27 protein-coding genes are annotated in these 22,508 nt (G+C 67.2%); 20 read left to right on the forward strand and 7 right to left on the reverse strand.

Annotated features, from left to right (window positions below; genetic code table 11):
* Positions 1-43: 43 nt before the first annotated feature.
* On the reverse strand, positions 44-328 hold the full coding sequence (locus tag CFB43_RS34785; RefSeq protein ID WP_089499057.1) for a hypothetical protein: 285 nt from the start codon (positions 326-328) through the stop codon (positions 44-46).
* 342 nt (positions 329-670) lie between these two features.
* On the opposite strand from CFB43_RS34785, the gene CFB43_RS34790 reads away from it, so the two are divergent.
* Positions 671-913: a DUF6566 family protein gene (locus tag CFB43_RS34790; protein ID WP_089498625.1), complete on the forward strand. Its 243-nt coding sequence runs from the start codon at positions 671-673 to the stop codon at positions 911-913.
* A gap of 109 nt (positions 914-1,022) precedes the next feature.
* Here the strand turns inward: CFB43_RS34790 and CFB43_RS34795 are convergent, their stop codons facing one another.
* A complete protein-coding gene (locus CFB43_RS34795) occupies positions 1,023-1,697 on the reverse strand; it encodes an HAD family hydrolase (RefSeq protein ID WP_089498626.1) in 675 nt (224 codons plus the stop codon).
* Positions 1,698-1,911: 214 nt separating this feature from the next.
* On the opposite strand from CFB43_RS34795, the gene CFB43_RS34800 reads away from it, so the two are divergent.
* Positions 1,912-3,096, forward strand: a complete 1,185-nt coding sequence (locus CFB43_RS34800) for a sugar transporter (RefSeq protein WP_089498627.1) — start codon at positions 1,912-1,914, stop codon at positions 3,094-3,096.
* Positions 3,097-3,157: 61 nt separating this feature from the next.
* Here the strand turns inward: CFB43_RS34800 and CFB43_RS34805 are convergent, their stop codons facing one another.
* Positions 3,158-3,934, reverse strand: coding sequence for an SDR family NAD(P)-dependent oxidoreductase (locus tag CFB43_RS34805; RefSeq protein ID WP_089498628.1), 777 nt, complete (start codon positions 3,932-3,934; stop codon positions 3,158-3,160).
* Between the two features lie 184 nt (positions 3,935-4,118).
* Between CFB43_RS34805 and CFB43_RS34810 the strand changes: the two genes are divergently transcribed.
* The 14 genes from CFB43_RS34810 to CFB43_RS34875 all read left to right on the forward strand — a co-directional run bounded on the left by CFB43_RS34810 (position 4,119) and on the right by CFB43_RS34875 (position 18,230).
* Positions 4,119-5,021, forward strand: coding sequence for a LysR family transcriptional regulator (locus CFB43_RS34810; protein WP_089498629.1), 903 nt, complete (start codon positions 4,119-4,121; stop codon positions 5,019-5,021).
* A gap of 249 nt (positions 5,022-5,270) precedes the next feature.
* On the forward strand, positions 5,271-5,708 hold the full coding sequence (locus tag CFB43_RS34815; RefSeq protein WP_144023167.1) for a hypothetical protein: 438 nt from the start codon (positions 5,271-5,273) through the stop codon (positions 5,706-5,708).
* Between the two features lie 285 nt (positions 5,709-5,993).
* Positions 5,994-6,707, forward strand: a complete 714-nt coding sequence (locus CFB43_RS34820; RefSeq protein ID WP_089498631.1) for a helix-turn-helix transcriptional regulator — start codon at positions 5,994-5,996, stop codon at positions 6,705-6,707.
* A gap of 107 nt (positions 6,708-6,814) precedes the next feature.
* Positions 6,815-8,293: an indoleacetamide hydrolase gene (gene iaaH, locus CFB43_RS34825; protein WP_089498632.1), complete on the forward strand. Its 1,479-nt coding sequence runs from the start codon at positions 6,815-6,817 to the stop codon at positions 8,291-8,293.
* A gap of 560 nt (positions 8,294-8,853) precedes the next feature.
* Complete coding sequence (locus CFB43_RS34830) at positions 8,854-9,990, forward strand: muconate/chloromuconate family cycloisomerase (RefSeq protein WP_089498633.1); 1,137 nt, start codon at positions 8,854-8,856, stop codon at positions 9,988-9,990.
* A 52-nt stretch (positions 9,991-10,042) separates the two neighbouring features.
* Positions 10,043-10,987, forward strand: coding sequence for a catechol 1,2-dioxygenase (gene catA, locus CFB43_RS34835; RefSeq protein ID WP_089498634.1), 945 nt, complete (start codon positions 10,043-10,045; stop codon positions 10,985-10,987).
* A gap of 121 nt (positions 10,988-11,108) precedes the next feature.
* The gene (locus CFB43_RS34840; protein WP_089498635.1) at positions 11,109-12,467 is read left to right on the forward strand and encodes a Rieske 2Fe-2S domain-containing protein; all 1,359 of its coding nucleotides are present in this window, start codon (positions 11,109-11,111) and stop codon (positions 12,465-12,467) included.
* On the forward strand, positions 12,464-12,952 hold the full coding sequence (gene benB / locus CFB43_RS34845) for a benzoate 1,2-dioxygenase small subunit (RefSeq protein ID WP_089476094.1): 489 nt from the start codon (positions 12,464-12,466) through the stop codon (positions 12,950-12,952). Before CFB43_RS34840 ends, benB begins: the two co-directional genes overlap by 4 nt.
* A gap of 45 nt (positions 12,953-12,997) precedes the next feature.
* Complete coding sequence (gene benC, locus CFB43_RS34850; protein ID WP_089498636.1) at positions 12,998-14,020, forward strand: benzoate 1,2-dioxygenase electron transfer component BenC; 1,023 nt, start codon at positions 12,998-13,000, stop codon at positions 14,018-14,020.
* A 2-nt stretch (positions 14,021-14,022) separates the two neighbouring features.
* Complete coding sequence (gene benD, locus CFB43_RS34855; RefSeq protein ID WP_089498637.1) at positions 14,023-14,793, forward strand: benzoate diol dehydrogenase BenD; 771 nt, start codon at positions 14,023-14,025, stop codon at positions 14,791-14,793.
* Positions 14,794-14,884: 91 nt separating this feature from the next.
* On the forward strand, positions 14,885-15,283 hold the full coding sequence (locus tag CFB43_RS34860; protein WP_089498638.1) for a RidA family protein: 399 nt from the start codon (positions 14,885-14,887) through the stop codon (positions 15,281-15,283).
* A 194-nt stretch (positions 15,284-15,477) separates the two neighbouring features.
* On the forward strand, positions 15,478-16,290 hold the full coding sequence (locus tag CFB43_RS34865; RefSeq protein ID WP_089498639.1) for a creatininase family protein: 813 nt from the start codon (positions 15,478-15,480) through the stop codon (positions 16,288-16,290).
* Positions 16,291-16,351: 61 nt separating this feature from the next.
* Positions 16,352-17,527: a YVTN family beta-propeller repeat protein gene (locus CFB43_RS34870; protein WP_089498640.1), complete on the forward strand. Its 1,176-nt coding sequence runs from the start codon at positions 16,352-16,354 to the stop codon at positions 17,525-17,527.
* Between the two features lie 220 nt (positions 17,528-17,747).
* On the forward strand, positions 17,748-18,230 hold the full coding sequence (locus CFB43_RS34875) for a DUF1641 domain-containing protein (protein WP_089498641.1): 483 nt from the start codon (positions 17,748-17,750) through the stop codon (positions 18,228-18,230).
* A gap of 9 nt (positions 18,231-18,239) precedes the next feature.
* On the opposite strand, the gene CFB43_RS34880 is transcribed toward CFB43_RS34875, so the two are convergent.
* On the reverse strand, positions 18,240-18,950 hold the full coding sequence (locus CFB43_RS34880) for a response regulator (RefSeq protein ID WP_089498642.1): 711 nt from the start codon (positions 18,948-18,950) through the stop codon (positions 18,240-18,242).
* Positions 18,951-19,583: 633 nt separating this feature from the next.
* Here CFB43_RS34880 and CFB43_RS34885 point away from each other — a divergent pair.
* A complete protein-coding gene (locus CFB43_RS34885) occupies positions 19,584-19,937 on the forward strand; it encodes a hypothetical protein (RefSeq protein ID WP_256990183.1) in 354 nt (117 codons plus the stop codon).
* A gap of 19 nt (positions 19,938-19,956) precedes the next feature.
* On the forward strand, positions 19,957-20,211 hold the full coding sequence (locus tag CFB43_RS34890) for a hypothetical protein (RefSeq protein ID WP_226207943.1): 255 nt from the start codon (positions 19,957-19,959) through the stop codon (positions 20,209-20,211).
* Between the two features lie 61 nt (positions 20,212-20,272).
* Here the strand turns inward: CFB43_RS34890 and CFB43_RS34895 are convergent, their stop codons facing one another.
* From CFB43_RS34895 to CFB43_RS34905, 3 genes are all read right to left on the reverse strand, one after another.
* On the reverse strand, positions 20,273-20,812 hold the full coding sequence (locus CFB43_RS34895; RefSeq protein ID WP_089498643.1) for a GNAT family N-acetyltransferase: 540 nt from the start codon (positions 20,810-20,812) through the stop codon (positions 20,273-20,275).
* Between the two features lie 408 nt (positions 20,813-21,220).
* On the reverse strand, positions 21,221-21,442 hold the full coding sequence (locus CFB43_RS34900; protein WP_039371644.1) for a hypothetical protein: 222 nt from the start codon (positions 21,440-21,442) through the stop codon (positions 21,221-21,223).
* Positions 21,443-21,505: 63 nt separating this feature from the next.
* On the reverse strand, positions 21,506-21,769 hold the full coding sequence (locus tag CFB43_RS34905; protein WP_174970737.1) for an HPr family phosphocarrier protein: 264 nt from the start codon (positions 21,767-21,769) through the stop codon (positions 21,506-21,508).
* A 124-nt stretch (positions 21,770-21,893) separates the two neighbouring features.
* On the opposite strand from CFB43_RS34905, the gene CFB43_RS38205 reads away from it, so the two are divergent.
* The gene (locus CFB43_RS38205) at positions 21,894-22,136 is read left to right on the forward strand and encodes a hypothetical protein (RefSeq protein WP_144023168.1); all 243 of its coding nucleotides are present in this window, start codon (positions 21,894-21,896) and stop codon (positions 22,134-22,136) included.
* Positions 22,133-22,477, forward strand: coding sequence for a zinc ribbon domain-containing protein YjdM (locus CFB43_RS34910; protein ID WP_039371651.1), 345 nt, complete (start codon positions 22,133-22,135; stop codon positions 22,475-22,477). Before CFB43_RS38205 ends, CFB43_RS34910 begins: the two co-directional genes overlap by 4 nt.
* Positions 22,478-22,508: the final 31 nt, after the last annotated feature.

Genomic DNA, 22,508 nt, shown 5'->3' on the forward strand with positions numbered 1-22,508 from the left:
CAAGCGGCGTGCCCGCTGCGGGGCGTCGCGCGGTCGGGCACGATCACCATGCGTCGACGTCCCGGTTGCCGTCGATCCGCTGCAGCAGCACGTCGCAACGCTCGCGCAGCGCGTTCAATTCCGGTGAATCGGCGTCGAGCCGCACCCGTTCGCCGCTGTCGGGATCGCGGTTCGCGATCGCGATGTCGTAGATCCCTTGCGCGATCGTCACGGACGCGTCCGCGATCCTGATCCGCGCAAGCCATCCGCATTCGGCGCGATGGCACGCGAGCCACATCCGCTGCACGTCGACGAGCTGACCGGTCGTGAGCCATGCACCGGACCGCATGCGCGCGGCCAGCTGGCTCGTCACGAGATAGGAGAGCAGATCGGTCGTTTGATTCACACGAGGCTCCTTCGCGAAGGGTCGGGACGGTCGATCCGCGAGCCGGGTCGCGGGAGCGGAGCCGGGGAAGGCGTCGGTGCGCGGATCGTCGTCCGGTTGCTGGAGGAACCGCTTCGCGGGCTCGCGCGGCATGCCGCGGCAGTTCGGTGCGCGACCGGCGCGCAAACCGCGTGCCAGCGGCCGGGTGTCAGGCACGGCGCGTGCGTATGGGCCGACGGGGCGCGCGGCGCTCATGCGGCGCGTATTATTTGCATCGCCATCGCAGATAGGTACAAGGAGGCCACCGTGCAAAATCAACAGGACGCACAGATTCGGGACCCGTATCGCGGGCACGAGATACGCGTGTGGGCGCGGCGCAACGACAGCGGCGCGTGGCGTGACGAGGTGCAGGTGTATGTGGGCGGCGAGCGCATCGAGCTGGTCGTGCCGGCGGCCGACGGCCCCACCTGGACGACCGAGAACGAAGCGCTGCTCGCGGGTGTCGAGCGAGGCCGTTATCTGATCGACAAGCGCGTTGACGACGATTGAGCCGCGCGGCGGCCGCGAGCCGGTTCCGCGCAGGCGCGGCCGGTGGTCGTTCGCGGCCTGACGAAACCGACGGCGCGCCGGTGCGGGCGCCGTCGGCGAAGCAGGCGTTTCAGGGCCGCGCCGCAATCTCGTCGAGATGCCACAGCAGATCGGCCGGATCGTCGTACACACGCAGCGCGCCCGCGCGTTCGAGTTCGTCGCTGCCGTACCCACCCGACAGCAGCCCGACGCCGAGCGAGCGGCAGCGGGCGGCAGCGAGCATGTCCCAGATGCTGTCGCCGACCACGACCGTGTGTTCGATCGGCACGTTCAGTTGCGCGGCGGCCGTCAGGAACAGGTCGGGGTCGGGCTTCGCGTACTTGACCTGATCGCGCGTCACCACCACGTGCTTCGCCGGATCGACGCCGAGCGCCTCCAGATTGATGGCGGCCGTCTCCATCCGCCCGCTGGTCGCGATCGCCCAGCGGATGCCCGCCGACGACAACGCGGCCAGCAGCTCGCGCGCACCCGGCAGCGGCCGGACCTGCGCGCGCAGCCGCTGGTACGCGGCCGCATGGAGGCGCGCCAGCCGCTCGACGCGCTCGGCGTCGAGGTCGCCCGACGTCTCGCGCAGCAGCTGATTCAGGAACAGGCCGCCGCTCATGCCGATCTTGCGGTGGATGCGCCACACCGACAATTCGATGCCTTCCGCATCGAGCGCTTCCTTCCACGCGAGTACGTGCTGGTAGACGCTGTCGACGAGCGTGCCGTCGAGATCGAACAGAAAAGACGTTTCAATGCGCATGTGTATCTCCTGGATCGAAAGGGGCGCGTGCAAACGGGTCGTGAGAAGCGTGTCGGCACATTATCGGCGCACGGCCATGTCATGACCATGTCCCGCGGCTCACCGACGCCCCCACGCCGCGCCGTGTCATGGGCCGCTGGTACAATCGCGGCGATCGCCGGGCCGGGTTCTCCGCGCCGCGCGCCCCCAAACCCTCGTCTCGCCGATTCCAGGTATGGCTACACCGGACGCCGTCAGTTCCAAGCACTCGTGGTGGGGTGTCCTGACCCTGGCACTCACCGCCTTCATCTTCAATACCACCGAATTCGTGCCCGTCGCGCTGCTCAGCGCGATCGGCGACAGCCTGCACATGCAGCCGACCGACGTCGGCCTGATGCTGACGATCTACGCGTGGGCCGTGGCCGTCGTGTCTTTGCCGCTGACGCTGGCCACGCGCCATGTCGAGCGCCGCAAGCTGCTCACGTGGGCGTTGCTGGGGTTCATCGCGAGTCACGTCGTGACCGGTGTCGCATGGAATTTCGCGGTGCTGATGGTCGGCCGGTTGGGCATTGCGTGCGCGCATGCGGTGTTCTGGTCGATTTCCGTGCCGCTGGCCGTGCGGCTCGCGCCGAGCGACCGGAAAAGCCGCGCGCTCAGCCTGCTGGCGATGGGCACGGCGATCGCGATGGTGGCCGGCATTCCGCTCGGGCGCGTGGTCGGCGAGACCTTCGGCTGGCGCGTCACGTTCCTGATCATCGCCGGTGCGGCGGCCGTCGCGCTGCTGCTGCTGCGCGCGACGTTGCCGGTATCGCCGAGCCAGGGCGCCGGGTCGCTCAGCAGCATCGGCGTATTTCTGCGCAAGCCCGCGCTGGTGGCGCTGTACGCGATCACCGTGCTTGTCGTGTCCGCGCATTTCACGTCCTACACGTACATCGAGCCTTTCGTCCAGAGCGTGAACCACGCGAGCAGCAGCCGGATTACGTATGTGCTGATCCTGTTCGGCGTCGCCGGCATACCGGCCGCGATCTGCTTCAACCGCATCTATCCGCGCCGGCCGGACGACTTCCTGCTCGGGTCGATCGTCGCGCTGGCCGGATGCCTGCTGATCCTGTTCCCGTGCGCGCTGAACATCGTCACGCTGTCCGTGCATACGCTGGTCTGGGGCGGGGCGATCGTCTGCTTCGGGCTCGCGATGCAGGCATGGGTGCTGAAGCTGGCGCCGGAGGGAACCGACCTCGCGGTGTCGATCTTCTCCGGGCTGTACAACGTAGGCATCGGCGCGGGCGCGCTGATCGGCAACCATATCGCCAGCGACTTCGGGCTGCCGTGGATCGGCACGTTCGGCGGCGTGGTCGGCGCGGTGGCCGTCGGGATCGCGTGGCTGGCGCTGCGGCTGCACGCGAGGCAGGCGGCGGCCTAGCCGACGCCGGGGGGGCGGCATGCGGCGCACGCCGCCACGGCCCGGCCTCGCGCGTTGCCCGTCATGCCACCGAATAACCGCCGTCGGCCACGAGCGCATGCCCCGACACGTAGGTAGAGTCGTCCGATGCGAGGAACGCGACGATCGTCGCCATCTCCTCGGCGGAGCCCCAGCGTCCTGCCGGCGTCGATGCGGCGAATGCCTGTTGCGCCTCGTCCGACGGCCAGATGCCGCGATGATGGAACGGCGTTTCGATCAGCCCCGGGCACAGTGCGTTCACGCGCACGCCGCGTTTGAACCATTCGATCGAAGCGGTCTTCGTCATCCCGATCACCGCGTGCTTGCTCGCGATATAGACCGACGCATTCTCGAAGCCGATCAGCCCGCCCATCGACGCGTTGTTGATGATGCTGCCTGAACCCTGCCGCAGCATGATTTCAGCAGCGTACTTCATCGAGTTGAATACACCGCGCACGTTCGGTTCGAACACCCTGTCGAACCGCTCGGCATCCTGCTCGAGCAGCGGCGCGAACACGCCTTCCGTGCCGGCGTTGTTGAACGCGATGTCGAGGCGTCCGTAGGTCGATACCGTGAAATCGAACAGCTTGCGCAAATCGTCTTCGTTCGCGACGTCCGCGACGAAGGGCTTGGCTTCGCCGCCGGCAGTCACGATTTCGTCGACCAGTCGATCGAGTTCGGCCTTGCGCCGTGCGGAGACGACGACCTTGGCGCCGCGCCGCGCGAGTTCGATGGCGGACGCGCGGCCAATGCCGGAGCTGGCGCCCGTGACCACGGCGATGCGGCCGTCGAGTTGGGCCGGTTTCGTGCTTGCGTTCATGATGAGATTCTCCAGAGTGAGGGATGAAAGCGGCGCATGGGGCTGAGTTGAATCGGTTGCGATGCACGCTTGATGAGCATTGTGGTCGCTCGCCGGTCGTAAAAAAATGGAACAATGGCGCATTCAGAATTCCCGTTTCGGGAATGAAAGGCGCTGCCGCTTTCGCGTTCCGTGAGGGTTCTCCATGCTCAACCGACTCGACATCCTGAAGATCTTTGCCGCGGCCGCCGCGGCGCCCACGTTCCGCGAGGCGGCGGCGCGCCTGGGCGTGTCGCCGCAGGTCGTGACGCGTGCGGTGCGCGAACTGGAGGAGATGCTCGGCGAAACGCTGTTTCACCGGACGACCCGGAGCCTGCGGATCACCGCGTTCGGGCAGGCGTTCGCCCGTGACGCGCAGACGGCGCTGGCTGCCGTCGACGGGCTGTTCGGACCCGCGACGGGTCAGGCCGACGCGCCGGTGGGCGTCGTGCGGATCACGGCGCCGTCGGGCATGGGGCGTCGTTACGTGCAACCGATCCTGAGCGATCTCATGCAGCGGTATCCGGGGCTCGTGCCCGACTTGCGGCTGTCGGACGTGCCGTCGCCGGTGGTCGACGAGCAGATCGACATCGGCGTGCGCGTCGGAGCGATCGGCGACAACCGCTTCGTCGCGCGCATGGTCGGGCCGTTGCCGATGTGGATCGTCGGCGCGCCGTCGCTGATCCGGCGGCTGGGTGAGCCCAAAAATCGCAAGGAACTCGAATCGATGCCGGTCACGTGCCTGATCGATCGCGCGAGCGGCCGCGCGTGGCCGTGGATGTTTCGGGGGGAGCACCAGTTCGTCCCGTCGTCGCCGGCGTATATGACCGACGATACCGAGGTGGAGATCGAGGCCATCTGTGCGGGGGTGGGGCTGGGGCAGTGCTCGGAATACCTCGTCCGGCCGTACGTCGACAACGGGCGCCTCGTGCGGCTGCTGCCCGGCCTCGAACCCGAGCCGTGGAAGCTGCACGTCTATCGGCCGAGGCGCGGGCCGATGCCCCGGCGCATCCGGGTCGTGTACGACGAACTGGTGGCGAAGCTCGCGGACGCGACGTGGCGGGGGTAGGCGGTGCGGCCGGGCTACGGATCGGGTTGGCGCGAAGCGGTATCAACCACCACTCGACGACGTCGGCGCACCTGCGAAACGGTAACGTGCATCGCGCGCGGCCATCCGGCCTGGCGCGGTCGCGCCATTCGCCACTCACCGCCGTGCACGCGGCAAGCCGACATATTGCGGCATCATCATGGATGCCGACGCACCGACGCACCGACGCACCGACGCACCGACGCCCGAAATTCGACTGGAGAACTGTGCATGCCGATACCCCGGATTGAAACCCGCGACGCGATGGGCGACCTCGATGTGGTCTATCTCAACCCGGATCACGTGCTGTGGATGTCGCAGCCGACCGCGGCGCAGCGGCGGCCGGGTGGCACGGCCATTCGCGTGGACGACCGCGTGAAGGGCGGTTCGTTGCTGATGGCCGACAATCCGCCGACCGCTCGACTGCTGCAGGATCTCGGGCCGTTCGTGACGGTGACACTCGCGAACCCGTCGTCCGACTATCCGGACGGTCTCGTCCATGTGCGTGCGCAGGCGATCGTCAAGATCGCGACGGACGACCACGACAAGCCGCTCGCCGAGCGCACGCTCGGCTGGGTCCACGTCAAGGATGGCTCCGCGTTCAAGGTTCGGGATTACGCCGGCGCGGCCGCGCAATGGCAGGCGTCGGTGGGGGCTGCCGGCCGCTGAGCGGGGCTTCACGTTGGCGCTATGACGCAGCGGCCCGGCCGTTGTTCTCTCGGGAAAACGGCCGTTTTGCCTCGTGCTTCCTGGCGAGTCGCCCAGGTGTCGAAGGGCCGCGCGAACCATGAGCCCGCTCGGCGCCGCAGTCAATACGCGATCCGCCGTACGTCGATCAGCCAGGTAACATGGCGCATCGCGACGCACCCACGCCCGTTCGGGCCTCCGCCGCGACACCCCGTCGAAGCGCTCGATGCAGGTGTTCTCCACCGGCTTGCCGAGGAACCGTCCGTCATGAACCTTTCCGCGTCCGATATCACACCGGAGGAACTCCGGCTGTTCGGCGACCTCGTCGCCCGCCTGGAAGAACTGGGGTCGGTCGTCGACGTGCGGACGTTCGTGCTGCCCGCGATCACGCAACTGCTCCGCGCCGATTTCGCCGCATCGTTCGATTGCGACGAACACACCGGCCTGTGGCGCAACGGCTTCTCGTACAACCTCGATCCGTTGCAGATCGCCCGCTACGAAGCGTGGTTCCAGCATATCGATCCGGTCACGCCGCCACTGCGCGCGCGCCGCGTGGCGACCTGCGTCGACGAGGTGGTGAGCCGGCGCGAGCTTGAACAGACCGAGTTCTACACCGATTTCCTGTGCCGCGACGGCATGCACCACGGCATCAACGTCTACGCGTTCGACGGCGCGACCCACGTCGGCGACCTGCGCATCTGGCGGGCGCAAGGGCGGCCCGATTTCACCGAACGCGACAAGCTGCTGCTGAACGGCATCGAGCCGTTTTTCCGGCGCGCGCTGCTGCGGCGGCGCCATGCGTGCACGGGGCTGACCGAGCGCGAGAGCGACGTCGCGCGGCTGGTTGCCGCCGGTTATACCGACAAGGACGTCGCGCGCACGCTCGGCATCGGGGTGCCGACGGTGCGCACGCATCTGCGGCGCGTGATGGCGAAGAAGGGCGTCGCCAACCGCGCGAGCCTGGCGGCCGCGCTGGCGTAACGGCGGGTTGCACGGCCGTCGGCCGAGGGGTCATCCGTTGTGATGATGGGCGTCAAAATCGGCGCGCCCTACCTTGTGACGATCCCCCGTTACGAGGAACGACGACGATGCCCACCCTGGGAACCCTGACGCTCACCGAAGCCCGGCACGCGATCCTGCGCCGTGAGTTTTCCTGCGTCGAATACGCGTACGCATTGATCGAGCGGCACGCACGCTGGCGCTACCTGAACGGCTTTACGTGCGTCGACGATGCGCGGCTGCTCGCCGAAGCGGCCCGCTGCGACCGCGACCTCGCGACGTCGGCCACCCCGCACGCGCTGCTGGGCCTGCCGATCGCGATCAAGGACAACATCGACACCGCGTGCCGGCCGACCGGCAACGGCACGCTGGCGCTGCACAACCGCGTGCCGCCGCAGCATGCACCGGTCGTCGCGCGGCTGCTCGCGCAAGGGGCGCTGATCGCGGGCAAGGCCAACCTGCACGAGCTGGCGTTCGGCGTGTCGGGCAACAACCGCGTGACCGGCGCGGTACGCAATCCGTACGACTTCAACCGGATTCCGGGCGGCAGCAGCAGCGGCTCGGGCGCGCTGGTCGGCGCGGGCGTGGTGCCCGCCGCGCTCGGGACGGACACCGGCGGCTCGGTGCGGATTCCGGCGTCGTTGTGCGGTGCCGTCGGCCTTCGCCCGACCGTGGGGCGCTACCCGTCGACCGGCGTGGCGCCGATTTCGCGCACGCGCGACACGGTCGGCCCGATCGCGCGGTCGGTCGAGGACATCGCGCTGCTCGACGCGATACTGTCCGGCACCGGCGCCCACGCGCCCATGTCGCTGCCGACCCGTGGCACGACACGCTCCGTGCGCCTGGCGGTCCCGCGCACGACGTTCTGGCGCGGCCTCGCACAGGATGTCGAAAGGGTGGCGAATGCCGCGGTGGCGAAACTGGCGCAGGCGGGATTCGAGTGCGTCGATATCGACCTGAACGACTATCCGGGGTTCTTCGACGACGAGCCCGCCGTCATCGCCATGTACGAATTCCGGTCGTCGATGCACGCGTATCTGGTCGAGAACGGCTACGACCTGTCGGTCGACGACATCGTCGCGAACGTGGGGAGCCCGGACGTCGCGAAGATCGCCCGCCATATCACCGGCCCCGACGGGATCGGCGAAGCGGCGTACCGCACCGCGCTCGACCGGCGTACGCGGTCGCGTGCCGCGTATCGGCAGTGCCTCGCCGACAGCGGCGCCGACGCGCTGGTGTTTCCGACCACGATCGCCACCGCGTGCCCGATTCCGGCGGGCGACACGATGATGCTCAACGGCGAGCCTGCGTCGGTGTTCGCGACTTACATCCGGAATACCGAGCCGGGCAGCAATGCCGGCGTACCGGGCATGACCGTCCCGGCCGGCCTGACGGCGACCGGGCTGCCGGTCGGCCTCGCACTGGACGGGGCGGCCGGCACCGATCGCGAACTCATCGCGGTCGCGCTGGAGGTCGAGCGGGTGCTCGGGCGGTTGCCGGCGCCGAATGATGGATTCGGGGTGGAGGGCAGGTTGGGTGGGTACGCGGGTGTCGATGGGGAGTCGTGATGCGGTGCCGCCGCGCCCCGGGGCGGTGCGGCGGTTGAATTGCCCGAGCCGGTGTGGCTCGCGACGAAGCCAGCGAGCATTCGCGTGAAGCGGACTGCCCTGACGACGAGCCCTTCGCGCGCCCGATCCGATGCACAAGCACCGCTGACGTGAATCCCGCCGGCGCCGCAGCGTCTTGACCCGACAACCGCTCGAACCAACGCACGCGAAGCCGGCCGCCAACCGCATATACCGAGAAACTCGCGCACGAGCCCCCGGGCGAAGCATCAGGAAAACCCTGACAGCGGCCCGTCGAGGCCGCTTTTTTGCGTCGCTGCGCGCGTGGCGGCCGATGCCTTTCGTGTCTCCGTCCGCATCCCGGTTGACCGCTCCTCTCGATCCAGCGCGGCTTCCCGGCCATACTGCCTGTCATCGAGGGTATGGTAACCAGCGATATCCCGCGAATATCCCCGAATTTCAATACCTGTCAGGTATTGAAATGACCGCCTAAAAGTATTGGACGCTCGATCCGGACGAGACGTATAAATCGCCTCAAGAACTTCACCCCCACGGCGTGCCCCATGTCCTCCGTCACCATCGAACGCATCGAAACCCGCCTCGTCGACCTGCCGACGATCCGCCCGCACAAGCTGTCGGTGGCCACGATGCATGGCCAGACGCTGATGCTCGTCAAGGTGTGCTGCAGCGACGGCGTCACGGGCCTCGGCGAAGGCACGACGATCGCCGGCATGGCCTACGGCCCGGAAAGCCCCGAGGCGATGAAGCTCGCGATCGACACGTATCTCGCGCCGGCGATCATCGGCAAGGACGCGACGCGCATCCAGACGCTGATGGCGTTCCTCGGCAAGCTCGCGAAGGTCAACCACTTCGCGAAGAGCGCACTCGAAACCGCGCTGCTCGACGCGCACGGCAAGCGGCTCGGCGTGCCGGTGAGCGAGCTGCTCGGCGGCCGCCGCCGCGACCGCCTGCCGGTCGCGTGGACGCTCGCATCGGGCGACACGGCCACCGACATCGCCGAAGCCGAACGGATGCTCGACCTGCGCCGCCACAACGTGTTCAAGCTGAAGATCGGCGCGAAGTCGCCGGAGACGGATATCCGCCACGTGGCCGAGATCAAGCGGGCCGTCGGCGATCGCGCGTCGGTGCGTGTCGACGTGAACATGGCGTGGAGCGAAACGCAGGCCGCGCGCGCGATTCCGGCGCTGGCCGATGCCGGTTGCGAACTGGTCGAGCAGCCGGTGGCCTCGGCCGCGGCGCTGACGCGCCTGATGCGCCGCTTCCCGGTCGCACTGATGGCCGATGAAATCCTGCAAGGCCCCGACAGCGCCTTCGAGATCGCGAAGCATCACGGCGCGGACGTGTTCGCGATCAAGATCGAGCAAAGCGGCGGCCTGTTCGCCGCGCAGCGCGTCGCCGCGATCGCGGACGCGGCCGGCATCGAGCTGTATGGCGGCACGATGCTCGAAGGCGCGTTCAGCACGGTGGCGTCCGCGCACCTGTTCGCGAGTGTCGCGAACCTGCAGTGGGGCACCGAACTGTTCGGGCCGCTGCTGATCACCGAAGAGATCCTGACGCAGCCGCTCGATTACAGCGAATTCGAACTGACCGTGCCGGACGGCCCCGGCCTCGGCATCGAACTCGACGAGGACAAGGTCAGGCGTTTCACCCGCGACGGGCTGACGAAAGTCGCGCGATAACCCGAGCCAGGCAACGGCCGTCATTCCCCCCAATACACGTGGAGACACCATCATGAGCGTCAAAGTTTTCGAGTCCCGGGAAGTGCAGGATCTGCTGAAGGCCGCGTCGAACGCGGGCGCGAACGGCACGAACGGCGGCAACGCGCGTACGCAGCAGATCGTGCTGCGGCTGCTCGGCGACCTGTTCAAGGCGATCGACGATCTCGACATCACGCCCGACGAGGTGTGGGCCGGCGTCAACTACCTGAACAAGCTCGGCCAGGACGGCGAAGCGGCGCTGCTCGCGGCCGGCCTCGGCCTCGAGAAGTATCTCGACATCCGGATGGACGCCGCGGACCAGGCGGCCGGACTCGACGGCGGCACGCCGCGCACGATCGAAGGGCCGCTGTATGTGGCGGGCGCACCGGTGCGCGACGGCGTGTCGAAGATCGACCTCGACGAAGACGACGGCGCGGGCCCGCTCGTGATCCACGGCACGGTCACCGGCCTCGACGGCAAGCCGGTCGCGGGCGCGCTGGTCGAATGCTGGCACGCGAACTCGCACGGCTTCTATTCGCACTTCGACCCGACCGGCAAGCAGAGCGAGTTCAACCTGCGCGGCGCGGTAAGAACGGGCGCCGACGGCAAGTACGAATTCCGCACGCTGATGCCGGTCGGCTACGGCTGCCCGCCGCAGGGCGCGACGCAGCAGCTGCTGAACAGCCTCGGCCGCCACGGCAACCGCCCGGCGCACGTGCACTTCTTCGTCGACAGCCCCGACCACCGCAAGCTGACGACGCAGTTCAACATCGACGGCGATCCGTTGATCTGGGATGACTTCGCGTATGCGACGCGCGAGGAGCTGATCCCGCCCGTGGTCGCGAAGACCGGCGGCACGGCGCTCGGCATGAAGGCCGATGCGTACCAGGACATCGAGTTCAACTTCGTCCTGACGCCACGGGTGCAGGGCAAGGACAACCAGATCGTCCACCGGCCGCGCGCAGCCGCGACGGCGTAACCGCCCACCGCCCGCCGGCGCGGCGCCGATGCGCCGCCGCCGGCCGGGTTCCCGCGAGATTCAACCGATTACCGATGCGAGCGTGCTTGCAGGACGCGGCACGCGCATGGGAGGAGCCAACATGTCCGCCACGATCGACCAAGCCACCGACCTGGATCACCTGCTCGCCACTGCCGTGCAGGACGACAAGGAAGCCGGCGTATTCCGCTGCCGCCGCGACATCTTCACGAACGCCGAGCTGTACGAACTGGAGATGAAGCACATCTTCGAAAGCAACTGGGTGTACCTGGCGCACGAAAGCCAGATCCCGGCCAACAACGACTACTACACGACGTGGATCGGCCGCCAGCCGATCGTGATCACGCGCGACAAGACCGGCGAGCTGCACGCGGTGATCAATGCCTGTGCCCACAAGGGCGCGATGCTGTGCCGACGCAAGCACGGCAACAAGGGCAGCTTCACGTGCCCGTTCCACGGCTGGACCTTCTCGAACACCGGCAAGCTGCTGAAGGTGAAGGACGAGAAGACGACCGAGTATCCGGTGCAGTTCAACACGCACGGCTCGCACGACCTGAAGAAGGTCGCACGCTTCGCGAACTATCGCGGCTTCCTGTTCGGCAGCCTCAGCGCCGACGTGCTGCCGCTCGAGGACTACCTCGGCGAAGCGCGCGTGATCATCGACCAGATCGTCGACCAGGCGCCGAACGGGCTCGAGGTGCTGCGCGGCAACTCGTCCTACATCTACGAAGGCAACTGGAAAATGCAGATGGAGAACGGCTGCGACGGCTACCACGTCAGCACCGTGCACTGGAACTATGCGGCGACGATGGGCCGCCGCAAGGAAGACGGCACCAAGGCCGTCGATGCGAACAGCTGGAGCAAGTCGGTCGCGGGCGTGTACGGCTTCGACAACGGCCACATCCTGCTGTGGACGCAGACGATGAACCCGGAAGTGCGGCCGGTGTACCAGCACCGTGACGAGATCAAGGCGCGCGTCGGCGACGTGCAGGCCGACTTCATCGTCAACCAGACCCGCAACCTGTGCGTGTACCCGAACGTGTTCCTGATGGACCAGTTCAGCACGCAGATCCGCGTGGTGCGGCCGCTCGGCGTCGACAGGACCGAGGTCACGATCTTCTGCTTCGCGCCGAAGGGCGAGAGCGAGACCGATCGCACGGTGCGGATCCGCCAGTACGAGGATTTCTTCAACGTCACCGGCATGGGCACCGCCGACGATCTCGAGGAATTCCGCGCATGCCAGGCCGGTTACGCGGGTATCACGGCGATGTGGAACGACCTGTCGCGCGGTGCGCCGCTGTGGGTCGACGGCCCGGACGAGAACGCGAGGAAGATGGGGCTGAACCCGCGCATTTCAGGCGAGCGCAGCGAGGACGAAGGGCTGTTCGTGTGCCAGCACGAACACTGGGTGCACGTGATGCGCGATGCGCTGAAGAAGGAACGCGGGGAGGTGGCAGCATGAGCTTCGATTACCGGACCATTTGCGCGGCGCTGTATCGCGAAGCGCGCCTGCTCGACGATCGCCAGTGGGACGCGTGGCTGACCTGCTACACGGAGGACGTCACGTACTGGATGCCCGCATGGGACGACGACGATCGGCCGACCGACGATCACCAGAGCCAGATCTCGCTGATGTACTACCCGGACCGCGGCGGCCTCGAGGATCGCGTGTTCCGGATCAAGACCGAGCGCAGCGGCGCATCGACGCCCGAGCCGCGCACCAGCCACAACGTGACGAACGTCGAGGTGCTGGCCGAACGCGACGGCGAGGTGGACGTGCGTTACAACTTTCACACGCTGAACCACCGCTACCGCGTGACCGATCACTTCTTCGGCACGATGTTCGTCACGTTGCGCCAGGTGGGCGACGAACTGCTGATCGCGTACAAGAAGATCGTGCTGAAGAACGACTACATCCGGCAGGTGCTCGACGTCTATCACGTCTGACGCCCGTTGTTTCGCCATCAAAGACAAGGAAGTGGAGGCGACGCCATGTCCAGCTACAAGATTGCACTGAATTTCGAGGACGGGGTAACCCGCTTCATCGACTGCAAGGCCGGCGAGAAGGTGCTCGACGCAGCCTTCCGCGCGAAGATCAACCTGCCGATGGATTGCTCCGACGGCGTGTGCGGCACCTGCAAGTGCCGCGCCGAAAGCGGCCGCTACGACCTCGGCGACGATTACATCGACGACGCGCTCACCGAGGACGAAAAGGACGGCGGCCTCGTGCTGACGTGCCAGATGGTGCCGCAAAGCGATTGCGTGATCGCGGTGCCGACGTCGTCGGTCGCGTGCAAGACGGGCCAGAGCGGGTTCGCCGCCACGGTGACGAAGGTCGAGCAGCACAACGACGCGGCCGTCGTGCTCGAACTCGACGTCGGCGCGGCCGCGCCGGTGTTCCTGCCGGGCCAGTACGTGAACATCGACGTGCCCGCGAGCGGGCAGCACCGGTCCTACTCGTTCTCGTCGGCGCCGGCCGATGCGAAGGTCAGCTTCCTGATCAAGAAGATCCCCGGCGGCGTGATGAGCACGTGGCTCGAATCGGCGCAGCCCGGCGACACGCTGGAACTGCACGGGCCGCTCGGCAGCTTCTACCTGCGCGACGTGCAGCGGCCGCTGCTGTTCCTCGCGGGCGGCACGGGGCTCGCACCGTTCCTGTCGATGCTCGAGGTGCTCGCACGCACCGGGTCGCGGCAGAAGGTGCACCTGATCTACGGCGTGACGCGCGATTTCGACCTCGTGCTGGTCGACGCGATCGAAGCCTACGCGGCGAAACTGCCGAACTTCAGCTTCGCGACGGTCGTCGCGGATGCGGCGTCGAGCCATCCGCGCAAGGGCTGGGTCACGCAGCACATCCCGGCCGATGCGCTGAACGACGGCGACGTCGACGTGTATCTGTGCGGGCCGCCGCCGATGGTCGACGCGGTGCGCCAGTATTTCGACGACGAAGGCGTGAAGCCGAACAGCTTCCACTACGAGAAGTTCACCCCCAACGTCACGGCAAAGGCGGCGTGATCATGCAACGATTCTCTGGCAAGGTCATCGTCGTCACGGGCGCCGCGCAGGGCATCGGCCGCGGCGTCGCGCTGCGCGCGGCGGCCGAAGGCGGCAGGGTGCTGTTCGTCGATCGCGCGGATTTCGTCGCCGACGTCGCGGCCGAAGCTGCCGGTGGCGAGACGGCCGGCTTCGTCGCCGATCTCGAAACCTACGACGGTGCGCAGGCGGCGATCGCGCACGCCGCGCAGACGTTCGGCGGCATCGACATCCTGATCAACGGCGTCGGCGGCGCGATTCGCATGCGCCCGTTCGCCGAATTCGAGCCCGCGCAGATCGATGCGGAAATCCGTCGTTCGCTGATGCCGACGCTCTATACGTGCCACGCGGTGCTGCCGCATCTGCTCGCGCGCGGCGGCGGCACGATCGTCAACATCTCGTCGAACGCGACGCGCGGCATCCGCCGCGTGCCGTACTCGGCAGCGAAAGGCGGCGTCAATGCCCTGACGGCGGCGCTCGCGATGGAATACGCCGAGCGCAACATCCGGGTCGTGGCCACCGCACCGGGCGGCACCAGCGCGCCGCCGCGACGCGTGCCGCGCAACGCGGCCGGCGACAGCGAGCAGGAACAGGCATGGATGGGCGAGGCCGTACGCCAGGTCACCGAGTCGACGTTCTTCAAGCGCTACGGCAGCCTCGACGAACAGATCGCGCCGATCCTGTTCCTCGCGTCCGACGAGGCGAGCTACATCACCGGCACGGTGCTGCCGGTCGCGGGCGGCGATACGGGTTGAGCGATGTGTCGTGGCGCCACCTGCACGTGTTCAACCTGTGTTCATCGACAACCCACCGGCCGGCGCGAAGACGCTGGCCACGGAGACTCTCATGCGTGATCGCAAAGCCATCGTTCCGGCGGGCATGGAAGCGGTGTACGAGAAAATCGGCTATGCGCCGGGCCTGATGGTCGGCGATACGCTGTACGTATCCGGCCAGATCGGCCGCGATGCGGCGATGCAGCTCGTCGAAGGCCGTGAAGCGCAGATCGTGCAGGCGTTCGAGAATCTGAAGCTTGTGTTGGAGGCGGCAGGCGCATCGTTCAACGATGTGGTCGACCTGACGACCTTCCATACCGACATGCGCGACCTGCCGTTGTTCATGCAGGTGCGCGACCGTTACCTTGCTGCGCACCCGAAGCCGGCGTGGACGGCGGTCGGTGCGCACATGCTGGGCGGCGCGCCGGGCTATATCGTCGAGATCAAGGCGGTGGCCGTGTTGCCGGCGTGATGGGCGCAGATGAGGAGAGGGCGCGGGCTGACCGGGAGTGACAGGCGTCACGACGCAAGACGGCATCCTGACGAAAGCCTTTCTCTCGACCTGCGGCGTGAAGCGTGATGCGTCGGTCAGCGACAAGTCATGCGAGTTCGTTTATGGTGCGAGGGAACGCCGCGTCGTTTCTTTCCTTACGCCGGGAATCCGCGATGAAATGCCTGCCACGCGCCATCCTCGCCGCCCTCGCTGTCACCGTCGCGCAAGCCGTGCTCGCCCAGGCGCCGGGCACGGTGCAACTCGAAGACATGACCTGGACCGAGCTGCGCGACAGCATCCGGGCCGGCAAGACCACGATCCTGATTCCGATCGGCGGGACCGAGCAAAGCGGCCCGTACGTCGCGCTCGGCAAGCACAACGCGCGGGTCAGGGTGCTGTCCGAGCGGATCGCGGAAGGCCTCGGCAACGCGATCGTCGCGCCAGTCATCGCCTATGTGCCCGAGGGCGGCTATGCGCCGCCGACGTCGCACATGCGCTTCCCGGGCACGATCACCGTGCCCGACGACGTCTTCGAAAAGACCCTCGAATCCGCGGCCAACAGCTTCCGCGTCCATGGCTTCACGAACATCGTGTTTCTCGGCGACCACGGCGGCTACCAGAACGACATCAAGCAATCCGTCGCGCGGCTCAACAAGTCGTGGGCCGGCACGGGCGCGCGCGCGTTCGTGCCGGCCGCGTACTACGGCACCAGTTCCGACGGCTATGACCAGATCCTGCGCGAGCACGGCGTGCCGGCCGCGGAGATCGGCACGCATGCGGGGCTGGCCGATACGGCGCTGCTGCTGGCGGTCGAGCCGCGCATGGTCAGGGTCGACAAGCTGCGCAACGCCGCGAAGCCGGGCGCCGTCGACGGCGTCTACGGCGGCGATCCGCGTCACGCGAGTGTCGAACTCGGCCGGCTGGGCACCGACGCCATCGTGTCGCGCACCGTCGACGCGATCAGAAAGGACATCGCCGGCCGCTGACGCAGCCGCGCCGTCGCGCTACCGTTGTCGTCGTTCCCTTCAATCGAACCGGGACATCGTCATGCAACCGCGCTTACGCCGTCATCTTCGCTTCTCCCGTCCCGCGACCGTCATCGTGGCGGCGCTGGCCTTCGGTGCCCGCGGGGCGATCGCGGCGACCGCCATCGCGACCGTACCCGGCATGCCGCCCGTCGTCCATCCCGACAACCTGTACAGCGAGGCGCAGGCCGGCCGCATGAGCGCGGCGGTAGCGGGCGCGTTGCCGCGCATCTACGTGCCGAACCTGAGATCGAACGACGTCTACGTGATCGACCCGGCCACGAACAAGGTCGTCGACCGGTTCGCCGTTGGCCGCAGTCCGCAGCACGTCGTGCCGGCCTGGGACCTGCAGACGCTGTGGGTCGCGAACAATGCGGAAGGGCGGACCGACGGCAGCCTGACGCCGATCGATCCGAAGACGGGCAAGCCCGGCCAGGCAGTGAACGTCGACGATCCGTACAACATGTATTTCACGCCCGACGGCCACGATGCGATCGTGGTGGCCGAAGCGCATGCGCGTCTCGACTTCCGCGACCCGAAGACGATGGCGCTGAAATCGAGCCTCGATGTGCCGCAATGCAAGGGCATCAACCATGCCGACTTTTCGATCGACGGCCGGTACGCGCTCTTCACGTGCGAGTTCGGCGGCAAGCTGGCCAAGATCGATTTCGTGAACCGCCAGGTGGTCGGCTATCTCGAGCTCGACCGGAAAGGAATGCCGCAGGACATCCGCGTGTCGCCCGACGGCAAGGTGTTCTATGTCGCCGACATGATGGCCGACGGGGTGTACGTCATCGATGGCGACGCCTTCACGAAGATCGGCTTCATCCCGACCGGCGTCGGGACGCACGGCCTGTACCCGAGCCGCGACGGCACGAAGCTCTATATCGCGAATCGCGGCTCCAATCGCGTCCATGGGGCGCGTCACGGCAAGGGCAGCGTATCGGTGCTCGATTTCGCGACCCGCAAGGTGGTTGCAACGTGGCCGATTCCCGGCGGCGGCAGCCCCGACATGGGCAACGTCAGCGCGGACGGCACCACGCTGTGGCTGTCGGGCCGTTTCGATGACGTCGTCTACGCGATCGACACCACGAGCGGCGCGGTCCGGTCGATTCCCGTCGGCATGGAGCCGCACGGCCTGACGGTGTGGCCGCAACCGGGCCGCTATTCGCTGGGCCATACGGGAAACATGCGGTAGGGCGGCGGCCGGTCAGCGCGTACCGGCCCGGCCGTTCGACACGCGGGCCGCATGGCTCGCCGATGAAAACCGCGCACGCAACCGCCGCGGCGCAAGCGGCGCGCGGTTCGCGCACCTGCCCGGCCTGCCGCCGGGCGGGCGGCGTCAGACGAACGACACGCAACCGGCGCGCGTGGCCGCCGTCGCGGCGGCCACGTGGCGTCCCAACCGGAGAAAGCCGATGACCGAACGTCAGTCCCCCGACACGACGCCTCCGCACCCGGAGCCCAGCGCGCACGATGCGCTCGAACATTTGCTCGGCAGCCTGCACCGGCATGGATTCCTGCATTTGGCGACCGAGGTCGTCAGCGCGAACGCGCGGCTGGCCGACACGTTCGTCGATGCGCTCGACAAGCCGGGCATGCAGAGCGGCATGCAGAATCTCGCGGTGCTGTTGATGGCGCTGTCGCGCATTCCGCCCGAACAGTTCGGCAAGGCCGTGTTCGCGGCCGCCGACGCGCTGCATCACGTCGGCGCGTGGCAGCCGGCGCAGCACGAGCATGTCGCACCCGGCGTGCGCGGCGTGTACCGGCTGCTGCACGACGAAGCGCTGTGGGACGCGCTGACGCCGTTGCTCGAAGGGTTGAAGGTGTTCGCGCAAGGGCTGGCGCGCGCCCCGGAGACGCCCGTCACCGCGCCCGGCGAGAAGACGACGGGCACCTGACGCAGCGCGTCAGTCCCACGCGTGCTTGCTGAACTGATAGCCCTTGCCGCGAATCGTCTTGATTCGCTTCGGTTCCGTCAGGTCGTCACGCAGCTTGCGGCGCAGCTTCGAAATGCGGCCGTCGATCGAGCGGTCGAAGCCGTCGAACTCGATGCCGCGCAGCAGCAGCGTCAGGTCTTTTCGGCTGACCACCTCGCCGGCGCGGCAGACGAGCGCCCACAGCAGGTCGAACTCGGTCGACGTCAGGCGGGGTGCGCTGCCGTCGGGAAGACGAACCTTGCGATCGGCCCGGTCGATCGAAAACTTGCCGAACTCGAAACGATGCGGCGATGCCGGCTCGACATCGTCCGGGCGCATACGCACCCGTCGCAGATGAGCCTTGATCCGCGCGAGCAGGATGCGCGGCTCGACCGGCTTGTGGAGAAAGTCGTCCGCGCCGAATTCCAGGCCGAGCAACTCGTCGAACAGCTCGTCGCGGGCCGTCATCATGATGACGATGCCGTCGTACCGCATGCGTGCCTCGCGACAAATCTCGAAGCCGTCCTTGCCCGGCAGGTTGATGTCGAGCAGCACCAGGTCGGGGTGACGCGCGACGATCGTGGCGACGGCGTCGGTGCCGTCGAACAGGCGGTCCACTTCGTACTGATGCGTGCGCAGATAGTCTGCGATCAGTGCGGACAAGTGGACGTCGTCTTCGACGAGCAGGATTCGGATGGGCATCGCTAAACGAGGGGATGAAACGGGAAAGTGGCGAGCGCTCAAGCCCAGTCCGACCATGGGGTGACTGAAGAGACGCGCATGATACGTCCAAACATTTCGCTGGAATGTAGCGAAATCTGCATCGCTCGACCGCCCCGTCCGCACGCGAATCACCCGGCCCATGCAGCCGGGCAAATGGGCGAAAGTGTGGAATCGTGTCGTCGCGGAACGGGGCGATGGTTGGGCGATAAGCTCAGGCGCGGGATCCGCTTCATGGCCGCCGAGGACCGCTGGCGCGAAGTCGTTCGCACGAAAACGTTTGCGGAAAAATGGCGCGTGAAAAGCACACTCGCCCGGCCCGCAAGCCGGTAAAGATTGCTCGACATATCATTACAAAATATTACGAAACGGGCAACGAACAGGTCCTTACAATCGTGGCGACTCGATGGCGAGCATGCTGCACACCGGCTACCGGCTGGCCACCAAAGGGAATGCCAACGCGGTGGCGGTGACCGACAGCGTGCCATTGCTCGCCCGGTGCGTCCGTTGGGCGCGGCACTGCCGGTGCCCGACGCGCGCGAATCAATGTCGACGTCTTCCCGCCTTCCAGGCGGCAAACGTGTGGCCGGCAGGATGTTCTGATAGGAATGCGAAATGACGCCGCTTCAAATCATCCGGAGTCTCGATGCACTCACGACCGCGATCGAAGTCGCGGTCGCCCGGGCCGACTGGAGCGAGGCCGTCCGGGCAGCGGAAACACGTTCGGCGTTCCTGATGACGCTGTCACCCGGTCAACCCGACGAGGTTCACGCGGCGCTCCGGAGAATGCGGGAGATCGATATCCGGATCTCGATCGCCGCACGGGAAACGCTGGAGGCACGCGTCGCGGAGAGCCGGAAGGCGTTGCACGAAACCCGGCTGGCGTCGCCCGGGGCGGATGTCACGGCCGCCCGATCCCCTTCGTGGCGCTCAGCCATTTCACGGCGCTTCGCGCCGTACACGCATTGACACGGACAGATCCTTGAACATGCCGGTCAGGTCTCAACATTTCGGTGGCGGTATGCGATTTCGAAAACGCATCAGTTATGTCGATGCAACACGGTGGTTCGCGGATGGCGACCACGATCGGGTGGAAACCCGTGAAGGCGGACGCGCGATCGCCACACCGGAGGGCTGGCGTTCGGTGAAGTCGGGTGACTGGATCTTGCGCGATGATTGCGGCAACTGCTGGCCGATGGACAACGGGCTCTTTACGAGCCTGTATGAACCGGTCGTGGAGTGAGCGGCGAGGGCGCGCCGGCGCCGTCCGTACGGCACGCCCGCGTCACCCGTACGCCGGCAGCCTATCGGCGCGCACGCGAAAACAGCAATGAGTCGGTATCGTTGAACAGGATCGGCACCGGCTCCCCATAACCGGCTTTTTCCGCCACGCGGATCGACGCGACGTTGGTCGGCGCGATCAGGCACACGCTGCGCTCGAACCGGTGCTGGCCGTCGAGCCATGCCAGCGCGGCCGAGAGCGCCTCGGTCGCGTAGCCCTTGCCATGCGCCCACGTCGCAAGGGCCCAGCCGGCTTCCGGCACGCCGCGAATCGACGGCTCGATGAGCCGGTGGAAATCGGCGAAGCCCAGATCGCCGACATAGCGGCCCGACGCCTTCTCGCGAATCGCCCAGTACCCATAGCCGAGCAGCGGCCACAGCCCGCGATACGCGAGCATGCGCATCCACGAGTCGCGCGGCGCGGACGGCTTGCCGTTGAAGATGTGCTCGACGACCTTCGGCTCGGCCCACATCTTGGCGAGCGCCTCGAAGTCGCCGAGCGGATGACCTTCGAGGATGAGACGCGGCGTATCGAGAACGGGCGGGGAGGAGACAGGCGGCATCGTGGCTTCCGGAGAGGAGGGGCATGGGACGGTCAGGCCGTCAGCATGTCGATGCCGCGCTGGTTGGGTTCCATTCACGCACCGGCAGGCAGATCGGCCGGCGATGTACCTCGGCGAGCGACGACGTGCGATTGACGGCAGGCGACGGCGGCCCGCTGCGAGCGGGCATGTCCAATTCGGCAAGACAGGGAGCCGGAATGATAGCAAAACCCTTGCACGGACGAGCTTCGGTGCGGCCGGCCGGAGGTGGTGCCGCCGCATCGACGACGTCGCACGGGAAGCGGGCGCAATTCCATCTGCTTCCCGCGCGATAACCGGGCTTTCATGCGGTGCGCCGCCCTTTCGATGTGCCGCCGTCACTCGACATGATGCTCGGAGGGATCAATCCGATTTGCGGCCGCAGGCGGTCTACTTCCGGTTCTTCAGGAAGGTCCGGCCTTCGGCCGTGATCGAGGCGCCCGAGCGGCCGTGTGCGGGATGGCTGACGAAGCCCGCGCTGACGAGTTCGCTCGCGATCGACCAGCCGAGCGCCGGTGCGTCGCGCCCGTAGCGGACATCGGCGAGGCGCTCGAGCGCCCAGATGGCGGAGGCCGACAGGTTCGGGGTGTTGGACGTGAAGTTGTCGCTCATCGCTTCCTCGTGAAAAGGGGATTCGGGGTGGGCGGGATGCCGTGACATCGGGTGGCGCGCCGGTCAGCGCGCCTGCAGCACGGGCAGCAGCGCCTGTAGCGCCGCCTCCTCGTCGGGGCCGGTGGCCAGCACCTGGGCGGACGTGCCGCCGTGCACCTGCAGCGCCGCGACGGCGGCACTGTCCTTTGCATCGCTGCTGATCCCGTTCGCGATCAGCAGGATGTCGCTTTCGAAGCCGCGCGCCGCATCGGCGGCGGCTGCTCGTGCGGCGTGGCCGCGGTTGCGGTTCCACGCGGGGCCGATTTCAACGAACACAACGGTTGCCACGATGTCGGAGAGCCTCTGGACGGAACGTCGGGATCGGTGTGCGGCGCCGGGCCGGCGGTGCGCCAGGCAGGCGAGAAACGCGCTGTTCCGCATGACTCCGGAACGCCGGCAGCGCTGCCGGGGCATGCATATCCTGCGCGGATGTGCCGGCATTCTCGGTGAAACGGGCCGCAAGTCCGGCGAACAGCGCGAAAACGCTCATTATAATACAGCAGCCAAGATATGTGTATTGCATTATAATGCCGTGTGCGCCGAAGGCGGCTCGCCGACCCGTCGGCGCGTGCCTTCACGCGGGCCGGGCGACGCTGCCAGCGCGCCCGGCCTTTTTATCGACGACTCAACTCCCCCTGAATGGAAGCTGCAATGAACGCCGCCCCCGCCTGCCCGCAATGCGCGATGGACAACACTTACCCGGACGGCACGCTGACCGTATGCGCGGACTGCGGCCATGAATGGTCGGCCGGCGCCGGCGCCGAAACGGGCGACGAACCGGCGGGCGACGTCGTCAAGGACGCCAACGGCAACGTGCTGTCGGATGGCGACTCGGTCGTGCTGATCAAGGATTTGCGCGTGAAGGGCTCGTCGATCACGCTTAAGATGGGCACCAAGGTCAAGAGCATCCGGCTCGTCGGAGGCGATCACGAGGTCGACTGCAAGACCGACATGGGTGGCTTCATGCTGAAGGCCTGCTACCTGAAGAAAGTCTGAGCGCGCACGCTCCAATCGTCCGTCAGTAACT

The organism is Burkholderia sp. AU15512 (assembly GCF_002223325.1).
Taxonomy (GTDB): Bacteria; Pseudomonadota; Gammaproteobacteria; order Burkholderiales; family Burkholderiaceae; genus Burkholderia.

Coding starts and splice junctions, on each gene's coding strand:
- CFB43_RS34785 (WP_089499057.1), bottom strand. CDS start 328: ATGCGGTCCGGTGCATGGCTCACGACCGGTCAGCTCGTCGACGTGCAG.
- CFB43_RS34795 (WP_089498626.1), bottom strand. CDS start 1,697: ATGCGCATTGAAACGTCTTTTCTGTTCGATCTCGACGGCACGCTCGTC.
- CFB43_RS34800 (WP_089498627.1), top strand. CDS start 1,912: ATGGCTACACCGGACGCCGTCAGTTCCAAGCACTCGTGGTGGGGTGTC.
- CFB43_RS34805 (WP_089498628.1), bottom strand. CDS start 3,934: ATGAACGCAAGCACGAAACCGGCCCAACTCGACGGCCGCATCGCCGTG.
- CFB43_RS34810 (WP_089498629.1), top strand. CDS start 4,119: ATGCTCAACCGACTCGACATCCTGAAGATCTTTGCCGCGGCCGCCGCG.
- CFB43_RS34815 (WP_144023167.1), top strand. CDS start 5,271: ATGCCGATACCCCGGATTGAAACCCGCGACGCGATGGGCGACCTCGAT.
- CFB43_RS34820 (WP_089498631.1), top strand. CDS start 5,994: ATGAACCTTTCCGCGTCCGATATCACACCGGAGGAACTCCGGCTGTTC.
- iaaH (WP_089498632.1), top strand. CDS start 6,815: ATGCCCACCCTGGGAACCCTGACGCTCACCGAAGCCCGGCACGCGATC.
- CFB43_RS34830 (WP_089498633.1), top strand. CDS start 8,854: ATGTCCTCCGTCACCATCGAACGCATCGAAACCCGCCTCGTCGACCTG.
- catA (WP_089498634.1), top strand. CDS start 10,043: ATGAGCGTCAAAGTTTTCGAGTCCCGGGAAGTGCAGGATCTGCTGAAG.
- CFB43_RS34840 (WP_089498635.1), top strand. CDS start 11,109: ATGTCCGCCACGATCGACCAAGCCACCGACCTGGATCACCTGCTCGCC.
- benB (WP_089476094.1), top strand. CDS start 12,464: ATGAGCTTCGATTACCGGACCATTTGCGCGGCGCTGTATCGCGAAGCG.
- benC (WP_089498636.1), top strand. CDS start 12,998: ATGTCCAGCTACAAGATTGCACTGAATTTCGAGGACGGGGTAACCCGC.
- benD (WP_089498637.1), top strand. CDS start 14,023: ATGCAACGATTCTCTGGCAAGGTCATCGTCGTCACGGGCGCCGCGCAG.
- CFB43_RS34860 (WP_089498638.1), top strand. CDS start 14,885: ATGCGTGATCGCAAAGCCATCGTTCCGGCGGGCATGGAAGCGGTGTAC.
- CFB43_RS34865 (WP_089498639.1), top strand. CDS start 15,478: ATGAAATGCCTGCCACGCGCCATCCTCGCCGCCCTCGCTGTCACCGTC.
- CFB43_RS34870 (WP_089498640.1), top strand. CDS start 16,352: ATGCAACCGCGCTTACGCCGTCATCTTCGCTTCTCCCGTCCCGCGACC.
- CFB43_RS34875 (WP_089498641.1), top strand. CDS start 17,748: ATGACCGAACGTCAGTCCCCCGACACGACGCCTCCGCACCCGGAGCCC.
- CFB43_RS34880 (WP_089498642.1), bottom strand. CDS start 18,950: ATGCCCATCCGAATCCTGCTCGTCGAAGACGACGTCCACTTGTCCGCA.
- CFB43_RS34885 (WP_256990183.1), top strand. CDS start 19,584: ATGACGCCGCTTCAAATCATCCGGAGTCTCGATGCACTCACGACCGCG.
- CFB43_RS34890 (WP_226207943.1), top strand. CDS start 19,957: ATGCCGGTCAGGTCTCAACATTTCGGTGGCGGTATGCGATTTCGAAAA.
- CFB43_RS34895 (WP_089498643.1), bottom strand. CDS start 20,812: ATGCCGCCTGTCTCCTCCCCGCCCGTTCTCGATACGCCGCGTCTCATC.
- CFB43_RS34900 (WP_039371644.1), bottom strand. CDS start 21,442: ATGAGCGACAACTTCACGTCCAACACCCCGAACCTGTCGGCCTCCGCC.
- CFB43_RS38205 (WP_144023168.1), top strand. CDS start 21,894: ATGCATATCCTGCGCGGATGTGCCGGCATTCTCGGTGAAACGGGCCGC.
- CFB43_RS34910 (WP_039371651.1), top strand. CDS start 22,133: ATGAACGCCGCCCCCGCCTGCCCGCAATGCGCGATGGACAACACTTAC.